The organism is Chitinophaga sp. XS-30, assembly GCF_008086345.1.
Lineage (GTDB): Bacteria > Bacteroidota > Bacteroidia > Chitinophagales > Chitinophagaceae > Chitinophaga.
This window is the reverse complement of the sequence record NZ_CP043006.1, coordinates 1,255,919-1,272,964: the sequence shown is the minus strand read 5'-3', so window position 1 is coordinate 1,272,964 and position 17,046 is coordinate 1,255,919. Positions and strand designations below refer to the sequence as shown.

The window sequence follows — 17,046 nt, the reverse complement described above, 5'->3', positions numbered from 1 at the left end:
CTTTAATCTTCAAAATTACTAAACCAGCGTCAAAATATCATCGCTGCTTCACAGTATGAGGACGAATGAAGCGGTAAAAAATTGTTAAAATCCTTTACTTTGTTCTCCGGACTTTAAAATGGATTTGTGATAGGTTACCCATTTCATATACTGAGCTCTGTTGATAGCACCAATAACTATGCCATGGGGCAGGTGAATGCCGGGCCAGTGGCAGACGGCAGTACCTGGTTCGCCATGGAGCAGACGGCCGGGAAAGGACAACGCGGCAAGTCATGGCATTCCGCTCCCGGTGAGAATATCATGTTAACCACCGTGCTGCAACCAGCCCTGACCCTTCAGCAGCAATTCATGCTCAGCGTAGCCGTTGCACTGGGCGCCTATGATTTCTTTTCCCGCTACGCCGGCGATGAAACCCGTATCAAGTGGAGCAATGATATTTACTGGCGTGACAGAAAGGCAGGTGGCATCCTCATTGAGAACGTTTTGCGCGGGAATATCTGGCAATATGCCATCGCAGGGCTGGGCATTAACATTAACACTGTCCGCTTTCCGGAAGATCTGGTCAATCCCGTATCGCTGCGGCAGATCACCGGCCGAACCTGGGATAGCCTGGCGCTGGCGCGGGAACTCTGCAACTGTCTTGAAGAAAGGCATAGTCGGTTGCATCCGGCTGTTTTCAGCGACTGGCTGGAAGAATACAAGTCCTGCCTCTACCGGTTCAATGAGCCGGGATTGTATAAAATGAATGGCGATATCTTTTCCGGAGTGATCCGGGATGTGCTGCCCGATGGGCGGCTGTGCCTGGAAAAAAGCGGGGAAGTACTGGAACTGGGGTTCGGAGAGGTGGAATTTGTGATGGTGAAGTGATGCCGGATTAGCACTTTGCCTCAACACAAGCCCAACCCAAGGAGAACACAAGGTAAACGTTTAGCAAAACGTGGTAAAATAGTACATGCGGGTTGGTTGGCGTTGGGTCAGTTGTGTTAGTAAAGGAGCAAGCAAAAAGCCAGTTAATTTAACTGGCTTCTGGAGAAGTGGAAATTGTAAAGACAAACGTTCAGCTTCTCCAAAAACGCCAGCAATGGGAATTATCCCGCATCTTGGTCAATAAATGGAGGGTTACAAGATGGCCATTCTTTTGAAACTATCCAAAAAATTAATTGCAACAGTTGTTGCAATTTGAGGGAAACCTTTTGAATTTTGCAAGTAATTGTTTGATCAGCACAATAGCCGCAGTTATTCCGGCGGTACCTTTGTATCACTAAAATCCTATTACGATGCAATACAGAACTTTAGGCAAATCAGGTGAAAAAGTATCCGCCATCGGGCTGGGATGTATGGGCATGGCCCATGCATATGGCCATAGGGACGATGCGGAATCGCAGGCCACACTGGAGCTGTCCCTCGACCTGGGCATCAATTTCTGGGACACCGCCGATATGTATGGCAACGGCCAGAATGAGCTGCAGCTGGCCAAAGTGCTTGCCACCCGGCGTAAGGATGTTTTCCTCGCCACGAAATTCGGCTTCCGCTACCGCGATGACAACAGCACTTATATCGATGGCTCCCCCGCTTATCTCAAACAAGCCTGTGAAGCCAGCCTGAAGCGGCTGGGCGTGGAAACCATCGACCTGTACTATGCCCACCGGGTAGACGCGAATGTGCCTATCGAGGAAACCGTGGGCGCCATGGCGGAACTGGTGAAAGAGGGGAAAGTGCGGTATCTCGGCCTGTCTGAAGCCTCCGCGGCTTCCATCCGGAAAGCCAATGCCGTGCATCCCGTTACGGCCTTGCAAAGCGAATACTCCCTCTGGGTGCGGGACGTAGAAAAGGAGATATTGCCCGTCTGCCGCGAACTGGATATCGCGCTTGTGCCTTACAGTCCGCTTGGGCGGGGGGCGCTGACCGGTGCGGTGAAAGACCTGGGCAAGCTGGAAGAGAACGATTTCCGGCGGGGGCTTCCCCGCTTTCAGACAGAAGCATTCGCCAATAATCTGAAGATCGTGGAAGCGCTGGAGACAATGGCGGCCGGCAAGCAATGCACGGCAGCACAGCTCTCCCTTGCATGGCTGCTGGCCAAAGGGGATGATATCATTCCCATACCCGGTACCAAGCGCAGGAAATATTTGCAGGAAAATGCCGCGGCGGCGGATATACAGCTCTCCCCCTCCGATGTACAGGAAATAGAAACGCTGATGGCCGGGTATAGTGTGAGCGGAGAACGGTATTCCGAGGGAGCGTTGAAGCTGGTGAACAAATAGGCGGGGCAAAAGTACCTGGGAAGTACCTTTTAGTACTGTTGCGGGGTATTTAAGTAGCTCGGAACTGGTTTTTTCCTCCCCTGCAGCATTAAAAAGTACTTCGGAAGCACTTTTTACTACCCCGAAAGTACCTTTTTGTACTTCGGAAGTACTTTTTACCCCCTTCGAGGGACTTTTTGGAAGTCCATAGGTATTAAAAGGGCCCTTAAATGCAGAAATCCTGACCGGAAACAGCTCCGATCAGGATTTTTCAGTGCTTGGGGAAGGCTATTCCCCGTTGTCCGACCCATCCTTCCGGGGACGTCCCGGGAAACGTTTACGAAGATCTTCATAGATCACTTTAGCTGCGGGGATGTTGCTTTTAGCAGCATGTTTCACAGCATTGTAGTAACCAAGTGCCGCAATATATGCTTCGCTGCCGCTGAGCATAACGGTATCATCCAGGTTACTGGTCAGTTGTTCGGAACTGCGCAGCATGCCCAATAGTACTTCCGCTGCCTGCACATCTGTTTCCATTTCCGGAATGTTCATGTACGGAGGCACAAACGTGGGATTGCTCCTGCTGTACTCCAGCACTTTTGTTACAAAGGGCAGGGTTTTGTCTCCCATTTTGGGCGTTGTCCGCCGCTGATCGTTGGTGAGGGAGATAAGGAATGGCTCCAGCAGTTGACGGGCCTCTGAGAGTTTTTCCTGCACCTGCTGGATGGTTTCTGCAGGAATGTCCAACGCGATCTGGTTGTTCATGTGTAGAAATATTTAGGGTTAATGATTAAAAACTGAATATTAAGATATTCGCCCGAAACGGAAAGCGACCATTTTATTCATTAATGGTGAGGAATGGTTCATTTCTGTTCATTTTCCCGTGTTCAAGAAATGAATAATAGCCCTCGGCGGACAGTATCAGGTGATCCAGCAAATCGATGTCCAATATGTTTGCGGCTCTAAGAAGTTTGTGTGTTAAAATAATATCCGCATCGCTTGGCAGCAACGATCCTCCGGGATGATTGTGCGCAACGATCATTTTTTGCGTAGATGTTTTGATAGCGGTAACCATTACCAGTTTAATATCAATGGTCGTTCTGCGAACGCCGCCGGTGAACAGCTGGCATATGCCCAGCAGACGGTTTCCGTTGTTCAGCAGCATGACTTTAAACTGTTCAACAAATTCCAGTTTATCCCGCGCCCAGGAAGCTGTGAACAATTTGTAGGCATCTTCAGGTTCTGTTACTTCGGGAAGCGAGGATAGCCGGCGGGAAGGCTTGTAGGTCAATTCAATTTCCGGGATAAGGATCGATGATGTTTCCATGGTATTTCATTTAAGGTTAGGATGGCTGCTGAGCATATCGGCCAGCAGCATTTTAGCGATCTTGCAAATTTTCCTGATCTCCTTTTTGCGAAGATGTCCCGGATGATGCAAGTGAAAATAAAAATCGGAAGGCGACCATTTTAATTTTTTACAGATCAGATCGCGGAATACATCAGCCAGTAAAACGAAGCCTTCGAAGAGCTTAAAGAGTTTGTTGCTGCACATGATAAACACATTTTCGGTTAACAAAATATTTCATGATTTCGGGAAGCGAAGCTATATGTCATGCTGTGAATAACCCATTCTGTTCAGTACTAAAATATTCTGTGGTGATGATGATTTCGTATTGGCTATACCTTTATATTTGTACAAATCATTTAACATGGAAACACAAAACAAAACCGTACACGAAGGCAGGAACGTAAAGCGTTTCAGGGAAATGCTCGGTATCAAACAGGAGGCGCTTGCCGATGAACTGGGCGATGACTGGACGCAAAAAAAAGTTTCTTTGCTTGAAGCAAAAGAGAGCATTGAACCGGAGTTGTTGGAACAGGTAGCGAATGTGTTGAAAGTTCCGGCGGAAGCGATAAGGAATTTTAGTGAGGAAGCTGCGATCAGCATTATCAATAACACTTTTAATGATCACGCCATTTCGAATGGCCTCAATGGTCTTTACAGTCATTATCCGACTTTCACCTTTAACCCGCTTGAAAAATTAGTAGAGTTATACGAGCGTCTGCTTACTGCTGAAAGAGAGAAAATTGAAATGATGCAAGGCAAGCAAACTCAACAGTAGCCATCCCTGAAAGACCAAACTCCAATTTGGCATTGGCCCAATAAAGCAGAAAGATAAAACCATTGTTATACCAAATACTTCAACCGCAATCATACAGCCTGTCATTGAGAAAATAGTTAAATCACGCAGCATTTTTCTTAAAGAAAGACAATTAATCGTGAGATAAATGGCTAAGAAAAGAGAAATAATAGTAAATAATACTACTATACGCGTTGTTGATTATAACAACGATGACTATATATCAATAACTGATATGCTTAAAGCCAAGGAAGGGGATTTTTTTATATCCGACTGGCTTAGGAACAGGAATACTGTTGAATTTTTAAGCATATGGGAATCAATCAATAACCCTGATTTTAATTATGGCGAATCTGCCATAATTAAAAGTCAAGCTGGATTAAATAATTATAAAATAAGCGTAAAAGAATGGACTGAAAAAACAAATGCTATTGGGCTTATTGCAAAAACAGGCAGGTATGGAGGGACTTATGCCCACAAGGATATTGCCTTTGAATTCGGCACATGGATAAGTCCGGCGTTTAAGTTATACTTAATAAAAGAGTTTCAACGGCTGAAAGAAATTGAAAGTAATGCGCATCATCTGGAATGGAACTTTAGAAGAAGTTTAGCGGCTACAAACTACAGGATTCATACCGATGCTATAAAAGAGAAACTCATTCCCTGGGGGACACACCCCAAAAAAATGATGTGTACATATACGCTGAAGAGGCGGACTTGATAAATTTAGCGGTGTTCGGTCTCACTGCAAAACAATGGAGAGAACAATACCCTGAAGAAGCATACGAACGTAAAACGATAAGAGATTGTGCCGACACTCATCGTCTTATAGTCCTTTCCAATCTTGAAAACCTTAATGCAGTTTGGATCAGACAGGGAATCGGCAAGAAAGAACGGTACGAAATGATGAGAGACGCTGCGATCAATCAACAATTACCGTAAAGGTGATGGGTGCATTAAGGGCGCAGGGGATGTCGCAAAAAGATCTTGCGGCAAAGATGGGCATATCGCCGCAGTAGATCAATAAAATTGCAAAAGGGCACGAAAACCTGACGCTGGAAACCATCACCAAGCTGGAAGATGCGCTGGGTATTTGTATCATTCCCGAAGGCGAAAACGATGCCCGGTCAGCTGCGGAATTACCGGTTAAGCCCCTTGTTCTCCAATAATGTTTTGAGCGTTTTGATCTGATCAATATCTAGAATAATTCATCACCTGCGATTTCGCGGTGAAGCATTTGAAATCGCTATTGTGAAGATGAAAGAGCCGGCGGGAAATTACCTGGGCTCTTGGTAAAAGACGTTCGGAATTAGTAACGGTAGCGCAAACTTTTTTCCTGCCGTAATAACGTATGATTTCCCTGATATCATTTGACGTACCCCGCTCCATTACCCTGACGATTGTAAAATCAGGGTAACGATCAAAATCAAGTCGTTTCAGGTCTACATCCCAAAAACCACGACGCGATAATGCCGGTTTTGCTATTTCAGGATTCATCTGCATATAAAAAATATACCCCATCACTTCACCCTATACCCCCAATCCCCCAACCACTTCATCACCTTCTCCCGGTAATCGCCCTGTATCAGAATGAATCCATCCTTCACACTTCCGCCGGTGCCGCATTTTGTTTTTAATTCCTTGCCCAGCTTTTCCAGATCGGCATCTTTACCGATAAACCCGTCTACAACGGTAACGGTTTTGCCGGCGCGCTGCTTTTTATCCAGCGTTACTTTCAGCTGCTGCTGTGCGGGAGGTAGTGTGTCCTGATCCCGGCGCGCTGCTTCAGGATAGGAAAAATTCGGGTCAGTAGAATATACAATACCGCTGGAGGAGGAATGTTTTTTCTTGCTCATAACACTGTTTTTTATTGTTCAGCAGGAACGATCACTTGTAATGCGCCGGGCGCAACACGAAAATACACTGTTTTGCCATTGGTGAGCGGCACGGCATCGCCGTCTACCTGCAGGCAGGATAATTCATCGCTGCTGACTTCAATTTCCCTGCCGGTAAAATGTTCCATATAACGGCTCTGGTCGATATTCCCGCGGAGCGAAAAGAAACTCAGCGGCAGCAGGTCAAAGAACCGCAGCGGCGGCACCAGGCATACATCCAGCAGGCCGTCATGTACGCTGGCTTTGGGGGCCAGCTTGAATTCGTAACCGAATTGATTGCCATTGGCTACCGTCATCAGAAAGGCTTTCTGTTCGCGCTGGGCACCGTCTGTATTGATCTTGTATCGGGCGGGGCGATAGGAGGCGAACCCGCCGATCACCAGCCGCGCGTAGTTCATCAGTCCGCGTTTTCTGCTATGCTGGAAGCGGTCGGCGATCAGTGCGTCAAAACCTACGCCTGCATTACTCAGGAAAAGATGTTCATTTGCAAAGCCCGCATCCATCGGCTTTCTATGGCCCGCAGCAATGACTGCCAGTGCAAGCCCCGCATCCAGCGGGATCTTCAGCGCCCGGGCAAGCCCGTTGCCACTGCCCAGCGGCACAATCGCCAGCGCCGTGCCGGAACCCAGCAAGCCCTGCGCGATCTCGTTGATAGAACCATCGCCGCCAACGGCCACCACGGTATCTACGCCCCGCTTTACGGCTTCCCGCGCCAGGTCCGTACCATGCCCGAGGTATTGCAGATAGGTGGTTTCCACGGAGAACCCGGGAGATGGGAGGTGCTGACGGATGGACGCGCCCAATCGCTTTTCCCGGTCTGTACCGGCTTTGCGGTTGATGATGATCAGTATTTTCCTCAAGGCTTTATTTATGGGGATGGGTAACGGCTTTCAGGCTCAGGTCAAGACTTACGGCATGGTGAATAATGGCGCCGACAGAAACGAAGTCTACCCCCGTTTTCGCATAGGCCTCCACATTTTCCAGGTTAATGCCGCCGGACGCTTCCGTTTCGCAGCGACCGCCGATCAGCTCAAGCGCCGCGGGAATCTGCTCCGGTGTAAAGTTGTCCAGCATAATGCGATGCACTTTCCCCACTTCCAGGATCTCTTTCACATCTTCCATATTCCTCGCTTCCACTTCTATGCGCAGGTTCATACCGTTGCGTTCCAGGTAAGTCACCACATTGTTAACAGCCGGGGTGATGCCCCCGCAGAAATCAATATGATTGTCTTTCAGCATGATCATATCATACAGGCCCATCCGGTGGTTCACGCCTCCGCCAATGCGCACGGCCTCTTTTTCGAGCATGCGGAAATTGGGCGTGGTCTTCCGGGTGTCCAGCACTTTAGTATGATATCCGGCGAGTTTGTTGGTGTATTGCCTGGTGAGGGTGGCAATGCCGCTCATGCGCTGCATGCAGTTAAGCACCAGGCGCTCTGCCATCAGGAGGGTATGCACGGCTGCTTCCACTTCAAAGGCGGGTTCTCCTGCCTGCATAAGGTCGCCGTCCTGCTTGAACGGTTTGAAAACAGTGAACATATCCAGATACCGGAAAACGGCTTCCGCCACTTCCATACCGGCCAGCACCCCGTTTTCCTTTATTTTCAGCCGTGCGGTGCCGCGCGCCGTCGGGGGAATGGATGCCAGCGTGGTATGGTCCCCACTGCCAATATCCTCTTTCAGCGCACTGCTGATAAAGTCCGTCAATGCTTCTTTCTGTATCATATCAACTGCTGGTTTGAAATAATGCGCCAAGTTACTTATTAAGTTCAACAACAGATGCACCGATGGCCAGCAAAAAGGCCGCGCTTTTCAGTGCGGCCTTTCAAATTCCATCTGTCCAAGCTAATTTCCGTTACTTATTTTCGAATCTTAATTCATTCAATACTAATGTGTTGCCCTTCTTTTGAAGGAAAAACGAGGTCCTGTAGTTGCCGCCTGATGTTACCAGGGTGCCGATGCCAAACTGTGAACCGCCTTCCTGACCACCCTTGTGAATGATCTCGAAAGATTTTACCGTGTTCTTGCTGAAAAAATCCTTCAGGATGATCTCTGCCTGTGCTTTACTGTAGGAATTGGATTTTCCGTGCATACTGATTTCCACGGTATTATCCAGAATTTTGGCCAGGGCCGCAGCGTCTCCTTTCTTAATGGCGCTGACGGCATCCTCAAAAGGTCCGGCCATCAGGGTGAAGGCCGTAAACATACCACATGCTAACAAAACCCCAAGCCCAAAGATTAACTTTTTCATTATCCGTTGTTTAAGTCGAATTATACTTTTATCAACTGCAAGAATGGCGAAAACTATGCCAAATTGTTGATGATCAAGCTAAATCACATTATTGTGCTACAAATGCGGGGGTTAAGATATAATAAATTACCGGCATGTGAAATTAAACTAAAGTGCTATACATAACAGATTTGTTGATTAATTTCACCCTTCGATTCAATCATCAAGTATTTAACGGACAAGTATGGAAAACAAAAGAGCGATCCTGATCATTATGGACGGCTGGGGACAAGGGCTGGTTCCCGCCGCAGACGCTATCGCAAGTGCGAATACTCCCTTTGTAGACAGTTTATATCATCAATACCCGCATGCTACCCTCGTTACCTGCGGTGAGGAAGTGGGGCTGCCGGAAGGCCAGATGGGCAACTCCGAAGTAGGTCACCTCAATATCGGCGCGGGCCGCATCGTATATCAGGAACTGCAGCGCATCAATGTGGCCATCCGTACGGGTGAACTGGCGGCCAATACCGCTCTGCTGGCCTCAATGGACTATGCCAAAGCAAACGACAAGGCTTTCCACCTCATCGGACTGGTGAGCGATGGCGGCGTGCATTCCCACATCAATCACCTCAAAGCGCTGATCAGCATTGCACATCAACGTGGATTGCAGAAAGTGTTTGTACACGCATTCACGGACGGGCGGGATACGGACCCGAAAGGCGGACTGGCCTATATCGAAGACCTGCAGTTGCATATGCAGCAGACCACCGGCCGCATCGCTTCCGTAACCGGCCGCTATTATGCCATGGACCGGGACAAGCGCTGGGAAAGGGTAAAACTCGCTTACGATGCCATGGTGCATGGCACAGGCACGCCCACCAAAGATATTCCGATGGCCATCAAAGCTTCCTATGCGGAAGGGGTGACGGATGAATTTATCAAACCCGTTATTGCAGTGAACGACCAGGGCCTTCCCATTGCCACCATCAACGAAGGCGATGCCGTGCTTTGCTTCAACTTCCGCACAGACCGCTGCCGCGAGATCACCGAAGCACTCACACAGGAAGCCTTCCCGGAAGCCGGCATGCAGCCGCTGGCCCTCCACTATACGACCATGACGGAATATGACAAATCATTCCGTGGCGTACATGTGATTTTCACGAACGATAACCTGGTGATGACCATGGGCGAGGTGCTGGAGAAAAATGGCAAAACACAGATCCGCATCGCCGAAACGGAGAAATACCCGCATGTGTCCTTCTTCTTCTCGGGAGGCCGTGAAACGCCTTTCGTTGGAGAAAAACGCCTGCTGGCGCCTTCTCCCAAAGTAGCTACATACGACCTGAAGCCGGAAATGAGCGCTCCCGAACTGACGGATATGATCATCCCTGAACTGGAACAAAAAACGGCCGATTTTGTAGTGCTGAACTTCGCCAATGCTGATATGGTAGGCCATACCGGTATCTGGCCGGCGGCCATCAAAGCTGTTGAGACCGTAGATGCCTGCGTAGCAAGAGTTGTAACGACTGCCCTGCTCAACAATTATGTAGTATTCCTCACGGCGGACCATGGCAATGCGGACTATATGGTGAATGAGGACGGAACCCCCAACACCGCGCACACGCTGAATCTCGTGCCGTTCTTCATTATCAGCGCCGATTTCAGAGGGCCGGTAAAAAATGGCAAACTGGGTGATCTTGCGCCAACCATCCTGCATTTCATGGGCTTGCCCATACCGAAAGAAATGACCGGCAACGTACTGGTATAAACGATATCCCGCTTTCTTCAAGGGGCCACGACAGTAAATTCACCGCACTCCGGCAAGGCAATTCTCCTCCGGAACAACTCCGCGGAACAGTCAATTTACTGCCGGGGCCCCTTAATTTTTAGCCTCCCTGTAACTTTCCCCTTACGCCTCCCGTTCTACTTCCAAAATCCACCCCTATGCGTACGTCAATGTTTGCGATACCAATAGCCTTGCTGGCTGTTGTAATGACTTTCGGCGGATGTGTGAAGGAAAAGTGCAACAGGACCGTCCAAACCAAGATCTTTACGCCCATCTGGATGTCGATGGAAGAATATTATGCCTCCGCTATGTCAACAGCACCAGTGGAAATTGAACAGGCGGGGAAGATATACGTAAAAGATCAATATCTCTTTGTGAATGAGGTGCTCAAAGGCATTCACGTTATCGACAACAGTGATCCGGCGGCGCCGAAGCCGGTGTCTTTCATCAACATTCTCGGTAACATTGACATGGCGGTAAAGGGTAATTATCTGTATGCAGACAGTTACAGCGATCTGCTGGTGTTCAATATCAGCAATCCGCTGGACGTTCGGGTGGAAAAACGCATTCCCGGAGTGATCAATTATCCCACCACCACGGAGGGGCTGGTATTAGGATACCACTATGCGCAGCAGGACAGCCTGATCGTGGGATATACCTCCCGGGATACTACATACAATTACGATTGCGCACAAACGTGGCCGGAAATGATGTTTGACGCCAGCGCGCAGTCATTTGCCTCCGCATTGAAAAGCAACAGCGGTGGAGGAACCGGGAAAGGTGGTTCCATGGCCCGTTTCACCATTGCGAAAGACCATTTGTACACGGTGAACTATTCACAGCTGAAAGCATTCGATCTCGGCAACTCCGCCGATCCGGCATTCAAAGGCGAACAACAGATCGGATGGGCTATTGAAACGATATTCCCGTATGGCGAATACCTTTTCATCGGCAGTTCCAATGCGATGTATATCTACGATATAGACAACCCGGCAGCCCCGGCCAAACGCTCCACCGTTACCCACTTCACCGCCTGCGACCCGGTAGTGGTGGAAGGAACTACCGCTTACGTAACGCTCCGGACAGGCACCACCTGCGCCGGTACGTTCAATGAACTGCAGGTGTTCAATGTTGCGGATGTGGACAATCCGGTGAAACTGGCTACCTACCAGATGAAAAACCCGCATGGCCTGGGAATAGACAACGGGAAGCTCTTCATCTGTGAAGGCGTGCATGGCCTGCGGTTCCTCGATGCGCCGGACCCGCTGAAGATCAAAACGACCAAACTGGTGGAAGGTGTTAATGCATATGATGTGATCCCTTATAATCAGGGGCTGATCGTCAGCGCTGTAAACGGGATATATCAATATGATTATAAAAATATGAGCAACCCCGTGCTGCTCAGCAAGATCAATGTAAAAAACGCGGAATAACAGCCTCAGGGCTTTACCATACCGGCTTTTAATAGCCAGACCTTTTTAGTGCTCTCGACAGATTTGCTCATGCATCAGATGCGCCGTTTTCACGGCGCATTATTTTTTATGTGATGATTGTGGATTCGCCATTAAATTTGCTGATATGGAACAATGCGATTTATCAGGGTCTCTCCGTTCAATGTTGCTGTGTTGCCTGATTTTGGCGGGCTGCAATATTGTGGATCCCGGCACACCGGAACCCTCACAGCTGGATACCAGCTACCGTACACCAGACGGTTACTACCGGCAGGAGATGGCGCGGCTGATGGCGCAAGGGCTGCAAATACGCAAGGTCGTGCGGATCAACGGACAGCAGGATTCCAGCATGGTAACGGACAGCACGGCGCTGGAAGCGCTGTTCCGTCCGCTGATGGATGCCGATGTCAGCAAACCTTCCCTGGCAGACGGCTACAGGACGGACACCATCGCCAACCAGTTCAGCAGCGATACCACTTTTATTATCCGCTCACTGGGCAAACAGACCTGGCCCTATCAGCTGATCGTGGACGTGGACAACCGGGGCCGCATCAAAACGGCACAGGTCAGTTCCCACACCCGCAACCTGATGTACCGGTATGAACAGGAAGTATTTTACGAACGAAATAAAGCATTACGGGTAAGCACTTTCCAGCAGATCATCTTCATGAAACCGGAGCATATGGAAGTGGAAGCGCTCTTCTACCCGTCAACATACAAGATATGACAGCCGCGGAGTTCCAACAGATAGCCCATACATTGCCCGTTCAGGCCGGCATTTACAAATATTTCGATGCGGGAGGAGAACTGCTGTACATCGGAAAGGCCAAAAGCCTCCGCAAACGGATCAGCTCCTATTTCGTGAAGCACCACGACAATTTCAAAACACGCAAGCTGGTTGAAACGATCCATCATATCGAATTCACCATCGTGGATTCGGAGCAGGATGCCTTTCTGCTGGAAAATTCACTGATCAAACAGTTCCAGCCCCGCTTCAACATCAATCTGAAAGATGACAAGACTTACCCCTTCATCGTCATCAAACACGAGCCATTCTCCCGCGTTTTCCTGACCCGCCGCATTATCAAAGACGGCTCGGAATACCTCGGGCCTTTTACTTCGGTGGGCCGTGTGAGGGAGGTACTGGAAGTGATCCGTTACAATATCCCCCTGCGCACCTGCAACCTGAACCTCAGTCCGCATAACATCCAGCGGGGCAAATTCAAGGTTTGCCTGGAATACCATCTTGGCAACTGCAAAGGCCCCTGCGAAGGACTGCAGACGGAAGAGGATTACCGGGACGGGCTGCAGCAGGTGAAGGAGATCCTGCGGGGCAACCTGTCCCCGGTGCTGAATATTTTCCGGGCACGCATGCAGGAACATGCGGCCAATATGGAGTTTGAAAAAGCGGAGATACAGCGGAAAAAGATCGAAAGCCTGCAGGCATACCAGGCCCGTTCCACCATCGTCAGCTCCCGGGTGGGCAACCTGGATGTATTCACCATTCTCAGTGAAGGGAATTTTGCCTATGTGAACTACCTGCGGGTACTGAACGGCACAATTGCCGATACCAAAACAGTGACCCTCGAAAAGAAACTGGAGGAATCGGACGAAGAAGTGATGCAGTATGCCATCGCATATCTCCGTGAAGCGTTTAACAGCCTCGCCCGCGAGATCGTACTGCCGTTTGAAGTAGCGTATCCGGAAGAAGGGGTGGCCGTCACCATTCCCAAAGGTGGTGATAAAAAGAAACTGCTGGACCTCTCCACCAAAAATGTCAATTACTTCCGCGAAGAGCTACACAAGAAAAAGATCCTCCACCTGGAAGGCAAGAGCGATGCAGAACGGAAAAAAGTGCTGTACCAGTTGCAGGCGGACCTGGAACTCTCCGAGCTGCCGGTACATATCGAATGCTTCGATAACTCCAACTTCCAGGGCAGCTATCCCGTTTCCGCCTGCGTGGTGTTCAAAGATGGTGTGGCTTCCAAAAAAGACTACCGGCATTTCAATATCAAAACAGTTGAAGGGATCAACGACTTCGCCTCTATGACAGAAGTGGTTTTCCGGCGTTATAGCCGCCTGCGGAATGAACAGCAGCCACTGCCTCAGCTGGTGGTGATCGATGGCGGCAAGGGGCAACTGGGCGCCGCCATGGAGAGCATCCGCAAACTGGACCTCATTGGCAGCATGACGGTGGTGGGCCTCGCCAAAAACGAGGAAGAGATATTTTTTCCGGGTGACAAGGAGAGCATTAAACTGCCATACGACAGTGAAAGCCTGAAACTGATCCGCCGCATCCGGGACGAAGTGCACCGTTTCGGCATTACTTTTCACCGGCAGAAACGCAGCAAAGGCACATTCAAAAATGAGCTGGAAAGTATTAAAGGCATTGGAGAGAGCACAGCTACGCAATTATTACAGGCCTTCCGCTCTGTTAACAAGATCAAACAACTGTCAATGGAGGAACTGGTGAAAGAAGTGGGACAACGCAAAGCCGAACTGGTATGGAAACATTTTCATGAGAACGGAACGGAAGAGGCATAATTAGTTGTTAATGCTTTCGAACACCATGTGTTATGGAGAAATCCGGGAGAGAAATATAGTTGTTCCAGCGTTTACACGAGGTTCAGTCAACGCTCATGTAAAATAAGAGAGCCCGGTTTGAGAACCAGGCTCCTTTCCCCAAGTTAACCATTAAAAGACACAGATTTATTTTGGAAACCGGATAATACCGGGAATCTTCTTTGTTGTTGCAGCGACAATTTTTAGCTGTTTCCTTCACTAAAGTAATATTCCAACTGATTAACAGTTGTTAAGTATTTGTTATCGGTTAATAAAAAAGCTCCTGCCGGAACGAGCGACAGGAGCAGCTTACAGCCTGTTTGTAATGTTAGCGGGCGTTGCCGGAAAGTGACTGCACTGATACCGCAGTGGGCGATTTTCCTGTTACAACAAGCAATGCCCGCACTGCCTGCAATATATGTCTTTGTTCATGTGCGATCAGGAACCGGAAGGTGTCACCGGCGGACAGCCGGATGAATCTCGTTAACGAGATCGGCACCTTCAGCCGCCGGATATCAACATTACGTGCGCGGGTCAGCAATTCCTGCAATTGTTCCTGCTGGCTGACAAATTCCGCGATCACCGCTTTTGCGTCCGGTTGCGGTGCCGGCCGGTGATCTTTAGGCGTCTTCATCTTCCCGCGCAGGGAGCCGTCTGCTTCCGGCTTCATCAGGTTCGTGAAATAATTGCCAAGCCAGCTGCTCCGGAATACCGGTCTGGCCTCCAGTTGCCGCTGTTCCCCTTCGGCGATCGCCTCGCGCAGCCGGGGAATATAATAACGGCCGTATCCGTTGAGATGATCCAGGCACTGCGCTACGCTCCAGCTTCCCGGCGCGGGCTGCTGCAGCAGAATGGTTTCGCTAACGGCTCGAAAACGTGTGTGCGTTTCGTTTAGCAAGGCGCTGACATCCTGGTGCAGGGCCTGCAGCAATGTATGGCTGTTGAATGAGGGCATGCTTTTTATTTTTCTACTGCAAAGCTATCGTATCCTTCTGCCGGAAATCTTTGCCGCCGCCAAGATTTCTTACAGGCGGGTGCTTCCCAGCAATTTGCTGAAAGTGGCGGGATCGATGCCGAGGTAGGACGCGAGGTATTTATGCGGAATAAGTTGCAGTACGTGGGGGCTGCGGGTGAGCAGGCGCCGGAACTTCTGTTCAGCGCCAAGGGTGAGGGCCTCGATATGCCGTTCCATCATGCCGGCCATGGCATACATGGTGGAGAGGTGCACCCATCTGGCAATAAGGGGGTAGGTGTCCATCAACCGGCGGATATCCGCATAGGAGGCACGAAGGAATGCGCTGTGGGTCAGCGTTTCGAAATAATACCGGGAAGGTTGCTGAAGAAAAAAGGAATCGATGATACCGGCAAATGAACCGGTATAGGAAAAGACCAGCGTTGCGTCCCGGTCACCTTCCGCGAGGCAGAAAGCGCGCTGGACTCCTTCCGTTACAAAGTAGGCATAGCGCTCCACATCCCCTGCCGCCGTAATCACCGTCTTGCGCCGGTAAGACACCGGATGCCAGCAGGCCGCCATGGCTTCCCATTCCTCCTCCGGGAAGGGCAACACGGCATCTATGGCGGAACGGAGCATTTGCATAACGCAAGATAATCATAAAAAAAGCTGCCTCCCATGCGGAAGGCAGCTTTTCATTATTGCTAACAGGATTTGAACGTTGTTGTGCAGATCAATACTCCCACAGGTCCTGCTCCTTGTTAAAGATCTTGTCTTTGATGGCCTGACCTTCGAGGAGGCGCATCACACCGTCTTTAATGTAGTGCTGGATCTCGCGGTTGAAGGCATTCTTTTCCTTCACAACGAAGCTGGCGAAAAAGCGCATTTCAAAAAGGTCTTCCCAGGTCATCGTTGCGGCGTCGTTATTCTGGTTGTACACATCGTATTTGGCCAGGATTGGGCGCAGATCAGGATAATATACCCAGAACAGGGGCATGGAGGCGCGTACGGAGCCATCGTCATTGAGGCGGGCTACCATGGGCGCAATGCCCAGGATACGCACTTTCAATGCAGAGGCTTCCTTGTCGAACACCCATACTTCCTTGATCTTGTATTGCCGGATGGTCTCGGGATTGAATTCATCCCTTGTTTCCACCAGTTTTTCTTCACCGGTTACGGGGTCTATGCTGCGTACCGTCCTCACTTCTCCCGTCAGCCTGGTCATGATCTCCTGGTAAGGCATCGGTGTGCTGAAACGGTCATCGATCGGGTTGAAGGCTTCCACCTCCTGGTTCTTGATAGATTCGAGCAGAATATTGATCAGCAGTTGGTTGATGCCATTCTCGTCTTCCACATTGTACTGGAAGGGAATGTTCATCTTTTCGCGCACGTCGATCACCTGCCATATCTGTTTTTCCCAGAACTTGTCGTCTTCGCGGATGTGATCATAAGTGATCGGCACACGATCGCGGTTCGGACTTCTCTCGGAAACACCGTCTATGCGCAGGGACCTGCGGGGCGTGTCCACCGGGGTGCCAACGCCGTCCTGACGCAGGGAGGGCGCCACGCCTGAAGGATCTGTTCCCGGAGGAGGGGCTGGTACCTGTACAGGATTGCCGGTAGCCGGATTGGTGACCGGGGCGCTTTCCTGGGACGCCGGTTCATTGGCTGGTGTGGTACTGCCACGACGCCGGGATTGTGCATCTGCGGTGGATATCATCACTACCGCCAGAAACGCGCTCCAACTAAGCCTTTTTAATATTACTGCTCGCATAACCCAGTAATTAAT

The 17,046-nt window shown here is 49.9% G+C and carries 19 protein-coding genes; 8 read left to right on the top strand and 11 right to left on the bottom strand.

The genetic code is table 11. The annotated features are described in order from the left end of the window. The first annotated feature begins 126 nt into the window (after nucleotides 1-126). Nucleotides 127-867, top strand: coding sequence for a biotin--[acetyl-CoA-carboxylase] ligase (locus tag FW415_RS05385; RefSeq protein ID WP_148383260.1), 741 nt, complete (start codon nucleotides 127-129; stop codon nucleotides 865-867). Nucleotides 868-1,277: 410 nt separating this feature from the next. Beyond that, nucleotides 1,278-2,261, top strand: coding sequence for an aldo/keto reductase (locus FW415_RS05380; protein WP_148383259.1), 984 nt, complete (start codon nucleotides 1,278-1,280; stop codon nucleotides 2,259-2,261). 267 nt (nucleotides 2,262-2,528) lie between these two features. Here the strand turns inward: FW415_RS05380 and FW415_RS05375 are convergent, their stop codons facing one another. The 3 genes from FW415_RS05375 to FW415_RS05365 all read right to left on the bottom strand — a co-directional run bounded on the left by FW415_RS05375 (nucleotide 2,529) and on the right by FW415_RS05365 (nucleotide 3,792). Then, the gene (locus tag FW415_RS05375; RefSeq protein ID WP_210420831.1) at nucleotides 2,529-3,005 is read right to left on the bottom strand and encodes a hypothetical protein; all 477 of its coding nucleotides are present in this window, start codon (nucleotides 3,003-3,005) and stop codon (nucleotides 2,529-2,531) included. 73 nt (nucleotides 3,006-3,078) lie between these two features. Continuing rightward, nucleotides 3,079-3,567: a JAB domain-containing protein gene (locus FW415_RS05370; protein ID WP_148383258.1), complete on the bottom strand. Its 489-nt coding sequence runs from the start codon at nucleotides 3,565-3,567 to the stop codon at nucleotides 3,079-3,081. 6 nt (nucleotides 3,568-3,573) lie between these two features. Continuing rightward, complete coding sequence (locus tag FW415_RS05365) at nucleotides 3,574-3,792, bottom strand: hypothetical protein (protein WP_148383257.1); 219 nt, start codon at nucleotides 3,790-3,792, stop codon at nucleotides 3,574-3,576. A gap of 157 nt (nucleotides 3,793-3,949) precedes the next feature. On the opposite strand from FW415_RS05365, the gene FW415_RS05360 reads away from it, so the two are divergent. Together FW415_RS05360 and FW415_RS05355 are read left to right on the top strand one after the other, a co-directional pair. After that, nucleotides 3,950-4,363 carry a helix-turn-helix transcriptional regulator gene (locus FW415_RS05360; protein WP_148383256.1) on the top strand — a complete coding sequence of 138 codons (414 nt, stop codon included), beginning with the start codon at nucleotides 3,950-3,952 and terminating at the stop codon, nucleotides 4,361-4,363. Nucleotides 4,364-4,529: 166 nt separating this feature from the next. Next, nucleotides 4,530-5,102, top strand: coding sequence for a KilA-N domain-containing protein (locus FW415_RS05355; RefSeq protein WP_210420830.1), 573 nt, complete (start codon nucleotides 4,530-4,532; stop codon nucleotides 5,100-5,102). Nucleotides 5,103-5,572: 470 nt separating this feature from the next. Here the strand turns inward: FW415_RS05355 and FW415_RS25695 are convergent, their stop codons facing one another. The 5 genes from FW415_RS25695 to FW415_RS05335 all read right to left on the bottom strand — a co-directional run bounded on the left by FW415_RS25695 (nucleotide 5,573) and on the right by FW415_RS05335 (nucleotide 8,527). Beyond that, nucleotides 5,573-5,878, bottom strand: coding sequence for a hypothetical protein (locus FW415_RS25695; protein WP_371417058.1), 306 nt, complete (start codon nucleotides 5,876-5,878; stop codon nucleotides 5,573-5,575). A 23-nt stretch (nucleotides 5,879-5,901) separates the two neighbouring features. Next, nucleotides 5,902-6,237 (bottom strand): translation initiation factor, encoded by a 336-nt coding sequence (locus tag FW415_RS05350; RefSeq protein WP_148383255.1) that lies wholly within the window; start codon nucleotides 6,235-6,237, stop codon nucleotides 5,902-5,904. 11 nt (nucleotides 6,238-6,248) lie between these two features. Then, a complete protein-coding gene (locus FW415_RS05345) occupies nucleotides 6,249-7,136 on the bottom strand; it encodes a diacylglycerol kinase family protein (protein ID WP_168208675.1) in 888 nt (295 codons plus the stop codon). A 4-nt stretch (nucleotides 7,137-7,140) separates the two neighbouring features. After that, nucleotides 7,141-8,001 (bottom strand): carboxylating nicotinate-nucleotide diphosphorylase, encoded by an 861-nt coding sequence (gene nadC, locus FW415_RS05340; RefSeq protein WP_148383253.1) that lies wholly within the window; start codon nucleotides 7,999-8,001, stop codon nucleotides 7,141-7,143. A gap of 130 nt (nucleotides 8,002-8,131) precedes the next feature. Further along, nucleotides 8,132-8,527, bottom strand: coding sequence for a DUF4783 domain-containing protein (locus FW415_RS05335; protein ID WP_148383252.1), 396 nt, complete (start codon nucleotides 8,525-8,527; stop codon nucleotides 8,132-8,134). A gap of 223 nt (nucleotides 8,528-8,750) precedes the next feature. Between FW415_RS05335 and gpmI the strand changes: the two genes are divergently transcribed. The 4 genes from gpmI to uvrC all read left to right on the top strand — a co-directional run bounded on the left by gpmI (nucleotide 8,751) and on the right by uvrC (nucleotide 14,287). Further along, a complete protein-coding gene (gene gpmI, locus FW415_RS05330; protein ID WP_148383251.1) occupies nucleotides 8,751-10,274 on the top strand; it encodes a 2,3-bisphosphoglycerate-independent phosphoglycerate mutase in 1,524 nt (507 codons plus the stop codon). Nucleotides 10,275-10,450: 176 nt separating this feature from the next. After that, a complete protein-coding gene (locus FW415_RS05325) occupies nucleotides 10,451-11,725 on the top strand; it encodes an LVIVD repeat-containing protein (RefSeq protein WP_148383250.1) in 1,275 nt (424 codons plus the stop codon). 145 nt (nucleotides 11,726-11,870) lie between these two features. Continuing rightward, entirely contained in the window at nucleotides 11,871-12,470 is a 600-nt protein-coding gene (locus FW415_RS05320; protein WP_148383249.1) for a hypothetical protein, read from the top strand. Further along, a complete protein-coding gene (gene uvrC / locus FW415_RS05315) occupies nucleotides 12,467-14,287 on the top strand; it encodes an excinuclease ABC subunit UvrC (protein WP_148383248.1) in 1,821 nt (606 codons plus the stop codon). The genes FW415_RS05320 and uvrC overlap by 4 nt, the downstream gene beginning before the upstream one ends. 346 nt (nucleotides 14,288-14,633) lie before the next feature. Here the strand turns inward: uvrC and FW415_RS05310 are convergent, their stop codons facing one another. The 3 genes from FW415_RS05310 to gldN all read right to left on the bottom strand — a co-directional run bounded on the left by FW415_RS05310 (nucleotide 14,634) and on the right by gldN (nucleotide 17,031). Continuing rightward, entirely contained in the window at nucleotides 14,634-15,260 is a 627-nt protein-coding gene (locus FW415_RS05310; protein WP_148383247.1) for a DinB family protein, read from the bottom strand. Between the two features lie 69 nt (nucleotides 15,261-15,329). Further along, nucleotides 15,330-15,902: a Crp/Fnr family transcriptional regulator gene (locus tag FW415_RS05305; RefSeq protein WP_148383246.1), complete on the bottom strand. Its 573-nt coding sequence runs from the start codon at nucleotides 15,900-15,902 to the stop codon at nucleotides 15,330-15,332. A gap of 88 nt (nucleotides 15,903-15,990) precedes the next feature. Beyond that, on the bottom strand, nucleotides 15,991-17,031 hold the full coding sequence (gldN, locus tag FW415_RS05300; protein WP_148383245.1) for a gliding motility protein GldN: 1,041 nt from the start codon (nucleotides 17,029-17,031) through the stop codon (nucleotides 15,991-15,993). Between the last annotated feature and the right edge of the window lie 15 nt (nucleotides 17,032-17,046).

Excerpts from the sequence above, each read along its gene's own strand:
- FW415_RS05380 (WP_148383259.1), top strand. The coding sequence starts at position 1,278 with ATGCAATACAGAACTTTAGGCAAATCAGGTGAAAAAGTATCCGCCATC.
- FW415_RS05375 (WP_210420831.1), bottom strand. The coding sequence starts at position 3,005 with ATGAACAACCAGATCGCGTTGGACATTCCTGCAGAAACCATCCAGCAG.
- FW415_RS05370 (WP_148383258.1), bottom strand. The coding sequence starts at position 3,567 with ATGGAAACATCATCGATCCTTATCCCGGAAATTGAATTGACCTACAAG.
- FW415_RS05365 (WP_148383257.1), bottom strand. The coding sequence starts at position 3,792 with ATGTGCAGCAACAAACTCTTTAAGCTCTTCGAAGGCTTCGTTTTACTG.
- FW415_RS05360 (WP_148383256.1), top strand. The coding sequence starts at position 3,950 with ATGGAAACACAAAACAAAACCGTACACGAAGGCAGGAACGTAAAGCGT.
- FW415_RS05355 (WP_210420830.1), top strand. The coding sequence starts at position 4,530 with ATGGCTAAGAAAAGAGAAATAATAGTAAATAATACTACTATACGCGTT.
- FW415_RS25695 (WP_371417058.1), bottom strand. The coding sequence starts at position 5,878 with ATGAATCCTGAAATAGCAAAACCGGCATTATCGCGTCGTGGTTTTTGG.
- FW415_RS05350 (WP_148383255.1), bottom strand. The coding sequence starts at position 6,237 with ATGAGCAAGAAAAAACATTCCTCCTCCAGCGGTATTGTATATTCTACT.
- nadC (WP_148383253.1), bottom strand. The coding sequence starts at position 8,001 with ATGATACAGAAAGAAGCATTGACGGACTTTATCAGCAGTGCGCTGAAA.
- FW415_RS05335 (WP_148383252.1), bottom strand. The coding sequence starts at position 8,527 with ATGAAAAAGTTAATCTTTGGGCTTGGGGTTTTGTTAGCATGTGGTATG.
- gpmI (WP_148383251.1), top strand. The coding sequence starts at position 8,751 with ATGGAAAACAAAAGAGCGATCCTGATCATTATGGACGGCTGGGGACAA.
- FW415_RS05325 (WP_148383250.1), top strand. The coding sequence starts at position 10,451 with ATGCGTACGTCAATGTTTGCGATACCAATAGCCTTGCTGGCTGTTGTA.
- FW415_RS05320 (WP_148383249.1), top strand. The coding sequence starts at position 11,871 with ATGGAACAATGCGATTTATCAGGGTCTCTCCGTTCAATGTTGCTGTGT.
- uvrC (WP_148383248.1), top strand. The coding sequence starts at position 12,467 with ATGACAGCCGCGGAGTTCCAACAGATAGCCCATACATTGCCCGTTCAG.
- FW415_RS05310 (WP_148383247.1), bottom strand. The coding sequence starts at position 15,260 with ATGCCCTCATTCAACAGCCATACATTGCTGCAGGCCCTGCACCAGGAT.
- FW415_RS05305 (WP_148383246.1), bottom strand. The coding sequence starts at position 15,902 with ATGCAAATGCTCCGTTCCGCCATAGATGCCGTGTTGCCCTTCCCGGAG.
- gldN (WP_148383245.1), bottom strand. The coding sequence starts at position 17,031 with ATGCGAGCAGTAATATTAAAAAGGCTTAGTTGGAGCGCGTTTCTGGCG.